11 protein-coding genes are annotated in these 16124 nt (G+C 37.4%); 6 read left to right on the forward strand and 5 right to left on the reverse strand.

Annotated features, from left to right (window positions below):
* Positions 1 to 2: 2 nt before the first annotated feature.
* On the reverse strand, positions 3 to 653 hold the full coding sequence (upp, locus tag CEY12_RS10405; protein ID WP_089027629.1) for a uracil phosphoribosyltransferase: 651 nt from the start codon (positions 651 to 653) through the stop codon (positions 3 to 5).
* 143 nt (positions 654 to 796) lie between these two features.
* Here upp and CEY12_RS10410 point away from each other — a divergent pair, with 143 nt between their 5' ends.
* Both CEY12_RS10410 and CEY12_RS10415 read left to right on the forward strand, forming a co-directional pair.
* Positions 797 to 4717, forward strand: a complete 3921-nt coding sequence (locus CEY12_RS10410) for a Pls/PosA family non-ribosomal peptide synthetase (RefSeq protein WP_089027630.1) — start codon at positions 797 to 799, stop codon at positions 4715 to 4717.
* Between the two features lie 14 nt (positions 4718 to 4731).
* On the forward strand, positions 4732 to 5214 hold the full coding sequence (locus tag CEY12_RS10415; RefSeq protein ID WP_089027631.1) for a GNAT family N-acetyltransferase: 483 nt from the start codon (positions 4732 to 4734) through the stop codon (positions 5212 to 5214).
* A gap of 88 nt (positions 5215 to 5302) precedes the next feature.
* Here the strand turns inward: CEY12_RS10415 and der are convergent, their stop codons facing one another.
* A complete protein-coding gene (gene der / locus CEY12_RS10420) occupies positions 5303 to 6613 on the reverse strand; it encodes a ribosome biogenesis GTPase Der (protein ID WP_089027632.1) in 1311 nt (436 codons plus the stop codon).
* Between the two features lie 257 nt (positions 6614 to 6870).
* Positions 6871 to 9147 (reverse strand): catalase/peroxidase HPI, encoded by a 2277-nt coding sequence (gene katG, locus CEY12_RS10425; RefSeq protein WP_089027633.1) that lies wholly within the window; start codon positions 9145 to 9147, stop codon positions 6871 to 6873.
* Between the two features lie 285 nt (positions 9148 to 9432).
* On the opposite strand from katG, the gene CEY12_RS10430 reads away from it, so the two are divergent.
* Together CEY12_RS10430 and CEY12_RS10435 are read left to right on the forward strand one after the other, a co-directional pair.
* On the forward strand, positions 9433 to 9894 hold the full coding sequence (locus CEY12_RS10430) for a heme-binding domain-containing protein (protein ID WP_089029851.1): 462 nt from the start codon (positions 9433 to 9435) through the stop codon (positions 9892 to 9894).
* A gap of 12 nt (positions 9895 to 9906) precedes the next feature.
* Positions 9907 to 10320 (forward strand): thiol-disulfide oxidoreductase DCC family protein, encoded by a 414-nt coding sequence (locus tag CEY12_RS10435; RefSeq protein WP_089027634.1) that lies wholly within the window; start codon positions 9907 to 9909, stop codon positions 10318 to 10320.
* 206 nt (positions 10321 to 10526) lie between these two features.
* Here the strand turns inward: CEY12_RS10435 and CEY12_RS10440 are convergent, their stop codons facing one another.
* Entirely contained in the window at positions 10527 to 11960 is a 1434-nt protein-coding gene (locus tag CEY12_RS10440; RefSeq protein ID WP_089027635.1) for an alpha-amylase, read from the reverse strand.
* Positions 11961 to 12149: 189 nt separating this feature from the next.
* Between CEY12_RS10440 and CEY12_RS10445 the strand changes: the two genes are divergently transcribed.
* A complete protein-coding gene (locus tag CEY12_RS10445) occupies positions 12150 to 12818 on the forward strand; it encodes a DUF4290 domain-containing protein (RefSeq protein ID WP_089027636.1) in 669 nt (222 codons plus the stop codon).
* Entirely contained in the window at positions 12819 to 14126 is a 1308-nt protein-coding gene (murA, locus tag CEY12_RS10450; protein ID WP_089027637.1) for a UDP-N-acetylglucosamine 1-carboxyvinyltransferase, read from the forward strand.
* A 69-nt stretch (positions 14127 to 14195) separates the two neighbouring features.
* On the opposite strand, the gene CEY12_RS10455 is transcribed toward murA, so the two are convergent.
* Positions 14196 to 16124 (reverse strand): DUF2207 domain-containing protein, encoded by a 1929-nt coding sequence (locus CEY12_RS10455; protein WP_089027638.1) that lies wholly within the window; start codon positions 16122 to 16124, stop codon positions 14196 to 14198.

Below are 16124 nucleotides of genomic sequence, written 5' to 3' on the forward strand. Positions count from 1 at the left end.
GTTTATCTCTGTAGTTTTTCACCGTAGCTTAAATCTCCGGCATCTCCTAATCCTGGAGTAATATACCCTTTAGAGGTCAGTTGATCATCAATTGCCCCCACCCATATTTTTGCTTCAGGATAGGCTTTTTCAATAGTTTCAACCCCTTGTTTTGAAGCAATTGCTGCTACAATATGCAATTGAGTAGGTGTCCCGTGTGTTAATAAGTCCTTGATCGCCTCAATTAAAGAAGCTCCGGTAGCCAGCATTGGATCTCCGACAATTAAAGGTCTGCCTTCAATGCTTGGACAGGTTAGATAATCCTGCTTGATTGAAAAATAATCGTTCGCATCATGTTTTCTATAAGCCGCTACAAAACCACAATCTGCTTTGTCTAAATAATTTAAAATTCCCTGAAACAATGGGACTCCAGCTCTTAATATGGTTGTAATAACCGGCTGAACTGCGATTTCTCTTACTTTTATCGTATCTAATGGAGTTTGAATTTCCACTTCTCTCTGCTCTAAATCTTTACTGATCTCAAAGGCTGCAATTTCTCCGATACGTTCCATATTTCTACGAAACCTTAGTCTATCATGTTGAACCTCAACGTTACGAAGTTCGTTAATCCATTCATTGACAAGAGAAAAGTTTTCTGATAAAATAGTAAGCATGAATTTTAAATTTTATTTAGAGTTGATCGAGTATAACCCTGGCAAAATTACAATTAAAAATTGAAATCGAAATGTTGAATCTAAAGAGAAATGAAGTATATTTATGAAAGTTTCCCTATCCGTTTCCACATAAAATATACCGAATGATGAAAAGCTTAATTTTAGGCAAAATAGCTCCCGAATTTTTAAAAGAAGAAACCCTTCCTGAGCTATTAGCACCCATTTTTGAAAAATATAAAACTAAGACAGCATTTATATTTAATGATAAAAATTTGTCTTACGAACAACTTAATAACTGGAGTAATGCGATCGCTTTACAACTTCAGGCTGAGGGAGTACAGCCCGGTGATTGTGTCGGAGTTTGGTATCCCCGAAGTATGGAACTTCCCGTGGCTATTCTAGGAATATTAAAAGCAGGAGCTTCCTATATTCCATTGGATAGAGAAATGCCTGAAGACCGGATAAAAAAGGTTTTTACGGACATTCAGGTAAAAACCTATTTCTCAGATACTGATACAGGCATCCATTGTCGACCACTCACAATTGCTCCACAACCTTTGGAAACTGTTCCGGCACCACAAAATAATACAACACCCGACCAATGGGCCTATGTATTATTTACCTCCGGAAGCACTGGAAACCCTAAAGGAATTCCCATTTCACACAGAAATATATGCCACCTTATACGTTCTGAAGAAGATTTTATCGGAATAAAAGATACGGACATCGTATATCAGGGGTTTTCTGTGTCATTTGATATGTGGTGTGAAGAGGTATGGATAAGTCTTTTTTCGGGAGCAACCATCTGGATCGCAGATGCTCTTACCGTAAAAGCAATTGATGAATTAAGTGATGTTCTCACTAAAAATAAAATAACAGTTCTACATGCCGTTCCCAGTATCTTAGCCATTATTGATGAAGTTCCATCCATAAGAATTATCAATACAGGAGGAGAGGCATGCACTAGACAGGTTCAGGAAAAATGGGCACAACCTTACCGGGCATTCATCAACAGCTATGGGCCCACGGAAACAACAGTGTCTTCAAATATGGCTAAACTTACAGATAAAGATGAACTGACCATAGGCCACCCATTACCTAATTATCATATTGCAATCGTTGATGAACATTTAAATATTGTTTCGAGAGGAGAACGAGGAGAAATGATTATTTCAGGGCCTGGAGTAAGCAACGGCTATTTTAACTTACCTGAATTAACAAAGGAAAAGTTCATTACTAATCCATTTTCAGAACTTCCGGGAGATATGATTTATAAAACCGGAGATGCAGTTGTTATCAGAGAAGACGGATTTATAGATTTCCAGGGAAGAATAGATGATCAGATCAAACTCCGGGGGTATAGAATAGAGCTTGGTGAAATAGAAACCCGTCTTAATCAGCTTCCAGGTGTTTCTTCAGCTGCAGTTGCAGTAAAAGAAGATGCTAATGGACAAGGACAACTTGTGGGATACACAATGATGAGTGATGATGTATCATTTGACGAAAATACCATGCGTAAAGAACTGGCAAAATTTCTGGCTCCTTACATGGTTCCCATTTCAATCATCAAAATGAAAGAAATGCCCCGCATGCCGAGTGGAAAAATCGACCGAAAAAAGCTACCTCTTCCGGACAGCTTCACAAGCCATCAGGAAAATGAAAATATAGAAATAAACCCTGAAGCCACAGTTGAGGAAAAACTTTTGCAAACGCTTCAATGGGTATTCCCGGGAAAAGAGATCCACCTGAATCAGGATTTCTTCACCGACCTGGGCGGCCACTCTCTACTTGCAGCTACTCTCATCTCTCATTTGAGACAGAAAGCAGGAATTCCCTATGCGTCCTTAAAAGACATTTATGAAAACAGACCACTTTCTGCCTATGCAGACTGCCTAAAAAATAAACAACTACAGGAAACCTCTGAACAGGAGCCTTTTACAAGAGTTTCAACATTTCAATATTATGCCTGTAATTTTGCCCAGACTCTTTCCCTCATGGCCGTTTTTGCATTGCTGAGTGTTCAGATATTTTTTCCTTATTTAAGTTATTATTATTTCCAGCTCAACGGCTATGGAACCTGGCTTGCCTTATTAAGCGCCATGCTTCTCTATACATTGATACCTCCGGTTTATTCTATTATAATTCTTTTAACAAAATGGCTGATTATCGGAAAAATCAAAGAAGGAGACTACCCTCTCTGGGGCTGGTATTACTTCAGATGGTGGCTTTGGAAAACCATAAAAAGACTTATGCCTTCAGAATTTATCGTTGAGACGCCTTTATATCCTAAATATTTAAAACTATTAGGGGTAAACGTTCACCCCAGCGCACAGCTCAGTCTTTTGCCTATCGCTGCTGAAGATCTGGTTACCATCGATAAAAATGTAACCACAAGCTCGGGATGCAGTATCGATAATGCTTCTGTTGAAAATGGCCTTCTTAAAATCAGAAAAGTACACATTAAAGCCCATGCCTATCTTGGTTCTTCAGCTATTGTATGTGGTGACACCGTTATTGAAGAATTCGGAGAACTCCAGGATCTAAGCTGCCTGAATGCAGGAAAAACAATCAGACACGGAGAAGTTTGGGATGGCAGCCCAGCGGAAAAGATCAGAACAAAAAGCAGTGAAGAGGTAAAGATCCCACAACTTGTTTCTTCTGCCAAAAGAAACAGATATGCTTTCTTTTATGCCTGCTCTTTATTCTTTTTTCCACTTCTCATTGTTTTACCCTTAGCACCAACATTATATACCCTTTATTATCTTGATGATCAATCGGCAGATTATAATTTCTATTACCTGTGGCAGGCTCCTATACTTTCCACGATTTACATTCTATTATTTATCGGCGTTGTAAGTATTATCACAAGATGCCTTCAATATAATATGAAACCGGGAGTATACCCTGTTTATAGCTTCATGTACTATAGAAAATGGGTCAAAGATCAGATATTCAACCTAGCACTTACGGTAGTACATCCTCTTTTCGCGTCTATTTATATCAGCAAGTTCTACAAAATGATGGGGGCCAAAGTTGGTAAAAACTCAGAAATTTCCACTGCCAGCGACGTTTCTCACAACCTTCTGGAAATTGGCGAAGGCTCATTTATTGCTGATGCTGTGATCCTTGGCGAACACGATGTAAGAAATGAAAAATTAATCCTTGCAAAAACGAAAATCGGAAACAATAGCTTTGTAGGGAACAGTGGACTCATTCCGCAGGGATATGAATTAAATGACAATATGCTGATTGGAGTACTAAGCAAAGCTCCGAGTGAAGAACAATTAAAAAACGCATCAGAAAAAGACTGGTTCGGATCTCCACCTATAGGGCTTCCTACAAGACAAAAGTCAGATGGCTTTAAGGACAGTCTTACTTACAATCCTTCTTTTGGACTTAAAATAGCCAGAGGACTTGTTGAGGGAATAAGGATTATTCTTCCGCAAACCGTCATTATTATCTGCAGTGTATTATTTATTGCATACACCAGCAATTATCTTGAAGGAAGAATTCATCATTTAATCCTCTTCGCTCCCTTTTATTATTTAGGAATTGTCGCCTTGCCTTCTTTTTTCTTTATGGTATTGCTTAAGTGGATTCTGGTTGGAAAATACAAGAAAACAGAAATGCCAATGTATAGCCTAAAAGTTTGGTTAAGCGAAGGTATCACTACAGTTTATGAAGCACTCCCCGTATTATTCTTTTTAGACTTTTTACGTGGAACAATGTGGCTACCTTTTTTCATGAGATTCCTGGGTGTGAAGATTGGTAAAAGAGTATGGCTCAACACAACTGATATTACAGAATATGATATGGTAACTATTGGCGACGAAGCTATGCTTAATGAGGACTGCGGACCACAAACTCACCTTTTTGAAGATAGGATAATGAAAGTTGGAAGTGTGAAAATCGGAAAACGAACAACTATTAACTCGAGAACAATTATTCTATACGATACTGAAATTGGGGACGATGTAAATATCGATGCACTCTCTCTGATCATGAAAGGTGAGGTTCTCTCAGATAATACATCCTGGCATGGAAGTCCAATAAGAGGTAAATAATAAAAATATAAATCATGAACTTTACCATTCGAAAAATAAAAATATCAGATCATCTTCCTATTGTTGATGAATTGGTTGGCGAGCTCCACATTTCTGAAAAAGAAATGAATGAAAAGACGGCAGACTGGAGCAAGATCAAAAAACATTACTTACGTTTTATGACAGATTGCGAAGAAGAGAACGATGGAACTTTTCTTATTGCAGATGTGGGCGGAAAGGCTATCGGCTTTCTATTTGGGTATATCGATGAAAAGGATGACAGTAATTTTGAACTGGGAGATGCTGACGACCTTTATGTTTCAGAGGGTTATGTAAAAGAAGAATATAGGAAATTGGGTGTTTACTCTGCTCTGAATAAAGCATTTGAAGAAACCTACAAAGATTATAATATCCGCAAGATCTATCGGTTTACTTTATGCAATAATTACACAATGCAAAGCTGGCTCGACAAACAAGGATACAGCCCTGTACGGCTGATGTATGAGAAATGGCTGTAATTTCAGATAAGAATAAAAAAAATCTGGTTAGAAATGATCCTAACCAGATTTTTTTTCATCCTGTTTCTTTTATACCAGAACAGACTTATTATTTTTGTCTGAAATACACTTCAATAGGAACTCCGGTAAATCCGAATTCTTTTCTTAGCTGATTTTCAGTAAATCTCTTATAAGGCTCCTTCACATATTGCGGTAGGTTGCAGAAAAATACAAACTGTGGTGATGGCGTAGGAAGCTGAACACAATATTTGATTTTAATATATTTTCCTTTGTTCGCCGGAGGTGGAGTTTGCTCGAAAATTGGAAGCATCACTTCATTCAATTTTGAAGTTTTTATTTTCTTTTTACGATCTTCATAGACTTCCATTGCTACTTCTACAGCCTTCAGAATTCTTTGTTTCGTTAAAGCAGAGATAAACAAAATTGGAATATCCTGAAACTGTCCGATCTTATCTTTAATTACTTTTTCAAAGTCACGGATCGTATTCGTTTTCTTATCTTCGATCAAATCCCATTTGTTAACCAGAATCACAATACCCTTTCTGTTCTTCTGTGCTAAACCAAAAATATTCATATCCTGAGACTCCCAACCCTGAGTAGCATCCACCATAATGATCACTACATCAGAATATTCGATAGAACGAATGGATCTCATTACAGAATAAAATTCCAGATCTTCAGAAACTTTCGCCTTACGACGCATTCCTGCAGTATCTACCAATACAAACTCGTGTCCGAATTTATTATAAAGCGTCTGGATACTGTCTCTTGTTGTTCCGGCAATATCTGTTACAATATTTCTTTCAACATCCAACAAAGCATTAGTCAATGTAGATTTTCCTACATTTGGACGACCTGCAATAGTGATTTTTGGCAATCCTTCAAAAGGATCCTGATAATCAGTCGTTGGAAAATCATTTACAATATCATCCAAAAGATCTCCTGTTCCTGATCCGGTTGCTGAAGATAATGTGTAGTATTTTTCAATTCCTAACTGATAGAATTCCGTAGCTGCCAATTCTTCTTTTGCAGAATCTACCTTATTAACCACAATATACACCGGTTTATTAGATCTCCTTAAAAGCTGATAAATCTCCTGATCGGTATCAGTAAGTCCTTCTTCTACATTTAGCATAAAAATAATAGAGGTAGCCTCATCTACAGCTAACTGTACCTGCTTACGGATCTCTTCTTCAAAAATATCATCTGTACCTACGTCATACCCTCCGGTATCAATGACGGTAAAGTCTACTCCATTCCAGTCTGATTTTCCGTAGTGACGGTCTCTGGTAACTCCTGCAGTAGAGTCTACAATAGCTTCTCTTCTTTCCAGGAAACGGTTAAATAATGTGGATTTTCCTACGTTGGGACGACCAACAATAGCAACAATGTTTGACATAAAAAATGTTTAATAATCCTTCGGCTCGCTCAGGACAAGTTATTAATGAGTTACTCCAACTTTTGGAGCTCAATTTTTTGCAAAGATAAGGCTTTATTATTTAGAAATAAAAAAAACGAAGAATCGGGAACCAACATCTGCATTATTAAAGTTTTGTCTATCAATCAATAAACAGATTACAGAGCGCTTAAATCCATTCAAATCAACAAAAAAACCATCCTTTATCAGGATGGTTTTTCATTTATGCATATCAAGATTTAAACTAAATCAAATCTATCCAGATTCATTACCTTAGTCCATGCTGCTGCAAAATCTTTCACAAACTTACCCTGTGCATCCGCACTTGCATACACCTCAGCAATAGCTCTTAATTCTGAATTGGAACCAAATACAAGATCTGCACGGCTCGCTGTCCATTTTGGCTGTCCACTTTTACGATCTGTTCCAAGATACAATTCATTATCTCCTGAAGTAGCTTTCCACTGGGTTCCCATATCCAATAGGTTTACAAAGAAATCATTCGTAAGTGCTCCCGGACGCTGTGTCAGCACTCCATTTTTGGAACCATCAAAATTTGTATCTAAAGCTCTCATTCCTCCAATTAAAACAGTAAGCTCAGGAGCAGTAAGTGTTAATAATTGTGCTTTATCAATTAATAATGCTTCCGTAGAAACAGTATATTTTCTTTTTAAATAATTACGGAATCCATCAGCTGCCGGTTCAAGATACCCCATAGATTCAACATCAGTCTGCTCCTGTGATGCATCCATACGACCTGGCGTGAAAGGAACTGCAATATCGTGACCCGCATTTTTCGCTGCTTTTTCCACTGCTGCTGTTCCTGCCAATACAATAAGATCGGCCAGAGAAACTTTTTTACCTGAAACTTGTGATCCATTAAATTCAGACTGAATATTTTCAAGCACGCTCAGGACTTTTTGTAGCTGAACAGGATTATTTACCTGCCAGTCTTTTTGCGGAGCTAAACGGATTCTTGCCCCATTAGCTCCTCCACGTTTATCACTTCCTCTGAAAGTTGAAGCGGAGGCCCATGCTGTAGTTACCAGTTCTGATGAACTCAATCCTGAGTTCAGAATTTTTTCTTTTAAAGTTTCAATATCAGCATGGTCTATCAATGCGTGATCTACAGCTGGAATAGGATCCTGCCAAATTAATACTTCAGCCGGAACGTCAGGTCCTAAATAGCGGGCACGAGGTCCCATATCCCTGTGTGTCAATTTAAACCATGCACGTGAAAACGCATCTGCCAAGGCATCTGGATTCTCATAAAAATGTCTTGAGATCTTTTCGTAAATCGGATCAAATCTTAAAGAAAGATCCGTTGTAAGCATTGTAGGTTTATGTTTTTTAGACGAATCAAATGCATCAGGAATAATTTCAGCTCCTTCTTTTGCGACCCATTGATGAGCTCCAGCAGGGCTTTTGGTAAGTTCCCATTCATTTTCGAATAGATTTTTAAAGAAATAATTACTCCATTGCGTAGGTGTTTCTGTCCATGTTACTTCTAAACCACTGCTGATCGCATCTTTTCCGCTTCCGCTACGGAAACTGCTGTTCCAGCCTAATCCCTGCTGCTCAATTCCAGCAGCTTCCGGCTCTTTGCCTACATGATCCGCAGGACCTGCACCATGAGTTTTACCAAAAGTATGTCCACCGGCAATCAGCGCTACTGTTTCTTCATCATTCATCGCCATACGTCCAAATGTATCTCGGATATCTTTGGCTGCCAGAATTGGATCCGGATTCCCGTCCGGCCCTTCAGGATTCACATAAATAAGTCCCATCTGCACAGCTGCCAGGGGCTTTTCAAGATTACGGGAATGCACATCCCCGTCGGCATCATCATCTGTAGGAAGCACACCACGACTTTCCACTACTCCTTCTGATCCATGAGCATAACGTAAATCTCCTCCAAGCCATGTAGTTTCGGAACCCCAATATACATCCATATCCGGTTCCCAAACATCTTCACGGCCACCGGCATATCCAAATGTTTTAAAGCCCATAGACTCTAATGCGATATTACCGGTAAGGATTAAAAGATCCGCCCACGATATATTTTTACCATATTTTTGTTTTATTGGCCAAAGCAATCTTCTTGCTTTGTCAAGGCTGACATTATCCGGCCAGCTGTTTAATGGAGCAAAACGCTGTTGACCTGCTCCAGCTCCCCCTCTACCATCTCCTACACGATATGTCCCTGCACTATGCCACGCCATACGGATAAATAAAGGACCATAATGTCCAAAATCTGCCGGCCACCAGTCCTGTGAATCTGTCATCAATGCATGAAGATCTCTTTTTACTGCTTCGAGATCTAATTTTTTAAAAGCTTCAGCATAATCAAAATCTTTATCCATAGGATCCGATAAAGACGAATGCTGACGTAAAATATCAACTCTTAACTGATTGGGCCACCATTCCTGATTTTGAGTTCCGCCACCAGCTACACTTTGTTTCATCGTTCCATTATGAAACGGACACTTACTGATGTCATTTGAATCTTTTTCCATTGTTGTTTAAATTTTAATATTGATAAATACAGTTTACTTGATCTGAACAAGACAAACTTACAACAACCTGTTCAATAAATTTGATCTATTGATAATATTTTTACAATAGTTAAAAACTATAATAAAACCCAACAACTTTTGCCTTATTTATTGCAATAAGTTAAGTCTATTTCATTAAAAATGAAGTGAAAGCAAAACAAAAACGGTCTATTTAGAATGATTCTAGCTTTTTTAATAAAGAAAAAAATGCCTACATTTAACTTCACAAACACTCAAATTTACCGTATGAAAAAAGTATTGATCGTTCTCCTGGTAGCTTTTATTATCATCCAGTTTTTCCCTATTGATAAGACCAATCCGCCTTTAAATCCAGGCATGGATTTTTTGAAAATAAAAAAAACGCCACCAGACATTGCCAAAACAATCAACACCTCATGTTATGATTGCCATTCCAATGAAACAAAGTATCCATGGTACTCCAGCATTGCTCCTTCTTCATGGTTTTTAAAAAATCATATCGATGAAGGAAGAAAACATCTGAATTTCTCTACCTTTGCAATGTACGAACCTAAAAGACAGGCACACAAATTGCAGGAATGTATTGAAATGGTTGAAAAAGAGGAAATGCCTCTTGAATCATACATTGTGGGCCATCAGGGAGCAAAATTAACTCCTGAACAAAGAAAACAGCTCATTCAATACTTTAAAAAAGTAAAAGAAGAAACTGAAAGGTCGATGGTATTTTAAAACAGAAAAATTATGCAGGAAAATTGGCAAGATAAATATATTGTCTTCTTTGATGGAGATTGCGGAGTTTGTAATTTTTGGGTACAATGGATCTTAGAGCGTGACACAAAAAATAAATTCCTGTTTGCTTCTTTACAATCTGATTTTGGCCAAAAGTTTTTATCCGAAAGAGGATTGGAGACTACTGTTTTCAATACGATGTATCTTTGGAAACCCAACCAATACTATCTGGTGAAATCTCGTGCTGTTCTTCAAATTGCTCATTTGTTAGGTGGTGTTTATCAATTGATCGCTGCAGGAAAAATAATACCTACTTTTTTGAGTGATAAGGTGTACGATCTGATCTCAAGAAACAGAATGAAATTAGCCGCTCAAAAATGTTTTCTTCCCGATCAGAATCAGAAGAGAAAATTCATAGAAGTTTAAATTTTCACTCTTTATATTATAAAAAATGACAAGCATTATGATGCAATTTTCATAATACTTGCCATTAACTAACTTATAGTACTTTATTTTTCTTACTGAATTATTGAAATTCAATCATTTCATACACGATGAAGGCAGATCCGGCATGTTACTTTTAAACAATTTGACGATTCTGCAATTTTGCGATTTCGCCTTCCCCTCAAGCACTACTGATTCAGCGACCAAACAGAATAGCTATTCGGCGGACATTGGATTTTCACTCTTTTGTCAGCCTGCGTGGTTGGGTACCAGCTCGAAGCTCCTGTAAAATCTTTGATCTGCTGATTGCTCCAATTGGTATCTACCCATCTTTCCTGCCAGCTTGAAGAAGTATTGATATACACGACCAAACCAGGATTACCGTTATATCCATTCCTTCTGGCAATATATTCGTCATTATCAGTATACAGAATAGAAGTTGTTCCGGTAGCTTTATTATTATGAATCCAGATCAGATTATTTAATCTTTCCTTATTCAACCATTCTTCATAATCTCTGTAAAATATAGTTGGATAGCCCTCATGGGTAAGAATATAGGCATAGGCTGGCATTTTATTATTGATAATATCGGTATCATGATTCGCTACAAACGTGACTGCTTTATAAGGATTTCTTTTCCACATCATGTCATCATTCAAAACATTGAGATTCCCGTTATCAAAAGCTTCATCCATTTTATAATAAGCTGCAAAATCAAATACGGAGCTATTGGCATTATTTGCCCAGGACTCTAATGTATTGACATTCGAGTCCCATAATTCTCCCACGGAAAAGCCACCTACTTTCGAATTCCAGTTATTCACCACCCAGGCACTAAATCCTTTCACATAATCAAATCTCCAACCATCAAATTTCATTACGTTTTTATAATACTTCCCAACAGAATCATCTCTTCCCCAGAGCCAATCCTGAACATAAGGGTTGGCATGACATAAATCCGGAAAACCTCCAAAGGCACCTTCGTCATTATTTCCGTAAGCATTCTTGTAAAAGTCATTGTAATTTCTGGTAAACTTCCCGGAAGCAACTCCTGAAAAATTGGTCCATGTGTTTGTTCCTGTATAGGGATTCGCTTCAGATTGCCCACCACTGTTGTGATTGATCACAATGTCGGCATATACCTGCATATTTTCAGCATGGGCTTTAGTAATTAATGCTTCCAGTTCCGTTCTTGAACCAAATCGGGTTTCAATGCTTCCGTTTTGATTAAAATTTCCAAAGTCGTAATAATCAGTGGGATCATATCCCATAGAATAAGCACCATTTTGTGCTTTAGAGGCAGGAGGCAACCAGACTGCTCCTATTCCCGCATTGGACCAGTTAGTCAATTTATCTTTAACGGTATTCCACCAGTTTCCCCCTTCGGGAACATCCCAATAAAAACCCTGCATTAAAACTCCACCTCCGGGCCCAGCTACAAATTTATTATAAACAGACTCTTTTCCTGTACTGAAAGGTCTTCCGTCATGATGGGTAACCTGTATCGTTTTAGAGTGAACCTCTGAGTCTTTTGAGCTCTTATCCGTTATCTCATCATTGGTTGTGCAAGAGTTTACAACTCCCAACGCTACAATGGAAAATAAGAAATATGTTTTTTTCATAGCTGGTATTTTAATTATTAATCTAATAACTAAAATACAATTTTATTAAAATAAATTCCAATTAACGTGAATAAATTTACTTTCCTTTAAAAATTTCATCAAAAATCCTATCACTAATTTTCATTAAAAAATCATAAACTTTCAATATTATCGAGACAATTTTTCTTTTAATCCATATATTTGCATATTATGGAATATAACACCCAAAAAACGCAACTTAATATGCCGGAATACGGCAGAATTATACAACAGTTGGTTGAGCGTTGCAAAGAGCTTCCTTCTAAAGAAGAGAGAAACGAAATGGCAATGGCAATCATTGATTTTATGGGACAAAGAAACCCACAACTTCGCGATGAAGAAAATTATAAACATAAACTTTGGGATCATCTTTACATTTTAGCCAATCATGATTTGGATGTAGATTCTCCCTACCCTTTTCCTACAAAAGAACAGCTTGAAGAAAAACCCAAAAGAATGGAGTATCCAAAACTTCAGGGTGACTTTAAATTTTATGGAAAAAGTATTCTTCAATTGATTGAAAAAGCAATAGAACTTGAAGCCGGAGACGAAAAAGAAGCTCTGATTGAAGTGATTGCCAATAATATGAAGAAATCTTATAATGTTTATAATAAAGAACATGTTACTGATGATGTGATTTTCCGTCATTTGAAAGAGCTTTCGGAAAACAGACTTGATCTTACTGGTATAGAATCTTTGGAGAAAAGTAAAATCTATTACACCACAAACAACCGAAGCAACAACAATAACAACAATAATCGCAACAGCAATAATAAAAATCAAAATCAAACCAACAAAAGAAGGCACAACAATAACAACAACCATAAAAACAGAAAGTAAATGAGTGGAACGTTTCAAATTAGAGGAGGAAAGAGACTGCAAGGTGAAATTACTCCACAAGGGGCAAAGAATGAGGCTTTACAAATCTTATGTGCAGTTTTATTAACTGATGAAGAGGTAACAATTAAAAACATTCCTGACATTCATGATGTCAATAGATTAATTGAAATTCTGGGTGATTTTGGAGTAAAAATTACAAAAAATGGTCCCGGAGATTATACTTTCAAGGCAGACTATGTTAATTTCGATTATATAAAATCAAGCGAATTTAAAAAAGATGGCGCTAAATTACGTGGGTCAATTATGCTTATGGGCCCTATGTTGGCCAGATATGGAGAAGCTTACATGCCTACTCCGGGTGGGGACAAGATAGGAAGAAGAAGGCTGGACACCCATTTTCAAGGATTAGTGGAATTAGGTGCGGAGTTTCATTACGATGAAGAAGAGTATTTTTACTCTTTAAAAGCAAAAGAACTTAACGGAAAATTCATTCTATTAGAAGAAGCTTCCGTAACGGGTACTGCAAATATTGTAATGGCCGCTACTTTAGCAAAAGGCAAAACAAGAATTTATAATGCAGCCTGTGAACCTTATCTTCAGCAGCTTTGTAAGATGCTTAACAGGATGGGAGCTAATATTTCAGGAATAGGTTCAAACCTGCTGACTATTGAAGGGGTTACCCACTTACGTGGAACAGAACATACAATGCTTCCCGACATGGTAGAAATCGGATCGTGGATCGGGCTTGCTGCGATGACAAAATCTGAGCTTACGATAAAAAATGTAAACTGGAATCAATTGGGAGTTATTCCTAATACTTTCAGAAAGCTTGGAATACAGTTGGAACAGAGCAATGATGATATCTACATTCCGGCTCAGGAAAACTATAGAATTCAAAAATTTATTGACGGATCTATTCTTACGATTTCCGATGCCCCATGGCCAGGATTTACCCCTGATTTACTATCTATCATTCTGGTAGTTGCTACTCAGGCAAAAGGAAGCATCCTTGTTCATCAGAAAATGTTTGAATCAAGATTATTCTTTGTTGATAAATTAATTGATATGGGCGCACAGATCATTTTATGTGATCCACATAGAGCGACTGTCATTGGACTTAACCAGGAAGCTCCTCTTCGTGGAACAACTATGGTTTCACCAGATATCAGGGCAGGTAATGCTCTTCTTATCGCAGCTCTTTCTGCAGAAGGAAAATCAATCATTCACAATATCGAGCAGATCGACAGAGGGTATGAGAATATCGATGGAAGACTAAAAGCAATTGGTGCTGACATCGAAAGAATCTAAGACAGACTCTTTCAAAATATAAAAAGCGTTCAATTATTTTGAACGCTTTTATTTTTACAGCTCCTTCGGTTACCAGCCACCTCCGCCGCCTCCGCCGCCGCCTCCACCGGAGAAGCCACCACCACCAGATCCGCTTCCAGAACTGGAAGGTTGTGTCGCAGCAGACTTTATGGAATTTGTAAGGCTCGAGTTCAGACTATTGGCAAAACTTAAGTGATTGATAGAATTTCCTATATACCAGGTATGAACATATTGCGTTCCTGTCGCCATATTTTTTAACAAATCATCAAAACGCTTACCCCAGATATCATCTACTCCTAACACCATTGCAAACGGGAGAAGTTTCTCAAAAATCTGTGGTGTCAACTGAGGAGGATTATGGAATTTCAATTGTTCATTTTCAGCAGCTCCCATATACATTTTGAAACCTTCAATTAAAGACTTTTTCTTCAGCTTTGCTTCTGATGGTCTTTTAATCAGATACTGATAGATCATCAGTGAGGTAAATCCAAGAGCAATAAAGATGTAGCAAATATTAAAGTTGGCATTTTCAGTTATTTCATGTCCGTTTGTAATCAATCCCCCCAGACCAAAGAATATGACAAAAGGGATCGGCAATAAAAACTTCCAGGAAAGACTTTTAAATAAAAAGGTCACTAAAATAAAAGCAACAAATAGAATAACAAACAATGCAATTCCAATGGCTACTTTTTCAGCCTCGGGATAAATTGTATAACTGAGAAACAATCCTATTGCATACACAACAGTGATCAGTAAAGTAGGTAATACCAGCTTTCCACTGTTATTTCCTTCATTTAGAAACTGATCATGCTGAAATTTTAGAGTTGCTTTGAAATTATTCACTACACTTTCAATGCTTGGGTCATATTTCCCATCAAACTTTACAGAGTCAGATCCACCGGAAAAAAGAGTATTCATCAGATTAATCTCTTCTTTTGGCAGAGATTCATCTGCTTCTTTTAATTTTTTTATGGTAAAAATCTTAGAACTGAAAAGTCCGAGAAGGCCGGAATCTTCTCCTTCAATAATCTTAACATATCCTTTTACTGCAAGATTTACAATAGCAGATGTTAGGTATTTATTTTTAAAATTCTCACTTTTTAAATATCCTAAAGAAGCCGGCGAAAGGTCATCCGGAACATTAAATTGTGGGTAAACTACAGGCTTTTCGGGATCAACCCCATATTTTCTCCATGTTGAATAATAGTAAAAGAGCAATCCTAAGAAAATAATAAATCCAGCAATCAGAATTCCAAATTTCTCAAGAAAAGTTGGAGGTGGCGGCGGAATCATAAGTCCTTTATTAAATCCTACAGCTACCGTCAATCCTTCATTAGCTCTAAGATCACTCGCACTCCATTCTATGGAACGATCTGATACAATTGTGGCGTTACAGTTTTGAGAGCTACTGCCATAAGCTCCAGTATAGCAAGAATTCTGAATAATTCGCGCACCTTCAGGAAGGTTAACTTTCGCTGAAATGGAATCTACATCAAAATCCCAATAGGTTCCATTGACATTCCAATAAAGCTCATCATATTTTTCAAAAAAACCGATCTGATGATCTGCAGTATATTTAACCTCATACTCATAATCACCAGGACTTAAAATAATATCTTTATTCCCAACATATATTTTAAGGAAACCATCTTCTATTTTTTCGTGGTAATCTTCCTCAGTCCCATTTTTTTTAATGGAAACAATCGTATATTTTACTTTCTTGGTTTTATTATTAAGATTTCGTGACAAGGGCAATGCTCGATAAATACCTCTTTTAATATTAACGCCCAAACTATGAACTTTAATATTCTCAGTAACCGTAATGCCGGAATTTTTATCGACATCAATATCAGAGTGAAAAGAGAGGATTTTTTCAGGACTTTCCACGATCGTCACGGGATCCATACGCCGGGGTTCATCCTGAGCAAAGCCTACTGTAAAAAACAGGAGGTAAAAAAACAACAAAAACTTTTTCAT

The organism is Chryseobacterium sp. T16E-39, assembly GCF_002216065.1.
Lineage (GTDB): Bacteria > Bacteroidota > Bacteroidia > Flavobacteriales > Weeksellaceae > Chryseobacterium.

What these genes read in the sequence shown, in the direction of transcription:
- der (WP_089027632.1), bottom strand. Translation starts at nt 6,613, where the DNA reads ATGTCAAACATTGTTGCTATTGTTGGTCGTCCCAACGTAGGAAAATCC.
- CEY12_RS10430 (WP_089029851.1), top strand. Translation starts at nt 9,433, where the DNA reads ATGAAAAAAGTATTGATCGTTCTCCTGGTAGCTTTTATTATCATCCAG.
- CEY12_RS10455 (WP_089027638.1), bottom strand. Translation starts at nt 16,124, where the DNA reads ATGAAAAAGTTTTTGTTGTTTTTTTACCTCCTGTTTTTTACAGTAGGC.
- CEY12_RS10445 (WP_089027636.1), top strand. Translation starts at nt 12,150, where the DNA reads ATGGAATATAACACCCAAAAAACGCAACTTAATATGCCGGAATACGGC.
- CEY12_RS10435 (WP_089027634.1), top strand. Translation starts at nt 9,907, where the DNA reads ATGCAGGAAAATTGGCAAGATAAATATATTGTCTTCTTTGATGGAGAT.
- upp (WP_089027629.1), bottom strand. Translation starts at nt 653, where the DNA reads ATGCTTACTATTTTATCAGAAAACTTTTCTCTTGTCAATGAATGGATT.
- katG (WP_089027633.1), bottom strand. Translation starts at nt 9,147, where the DNA reads ATGGAAAAAGATTCAAATGACATCAGTAAGTGTCCGTTTCATAATGGA.
- CEY12_RS10440 (WP_089027635.1), bottom strand. Translation starts at nt 11,960, where the DNA reads ATGAAAAAAACATATTTCTTATTTTCCATTGTAGCGTTGGGAGTTGTA.
- CEY12_RS10415 (WP_089027631.1), top strand. Translation starts at nt 4,732, where the DNA reads ATGAACTTTACCATTCGAAAAATAAAAATATCAGATCATCTTCCTATT.
- CEY12_RS10410 (WP_089027630.1), top strand. Translation starts at nt 797, where the DNA reads ATGATGAAAAGCTTAATTTTAGGCAAAATAGCTCCCGAATTTTTAAAA.
- murA (WP_089027637.1), top strand. Translation starts at nt 12,819, where the DNA reads ATGAGTGGAACGTTTCAAATTAGAGGAGGAAAGAGACTGCAAGGTGAA.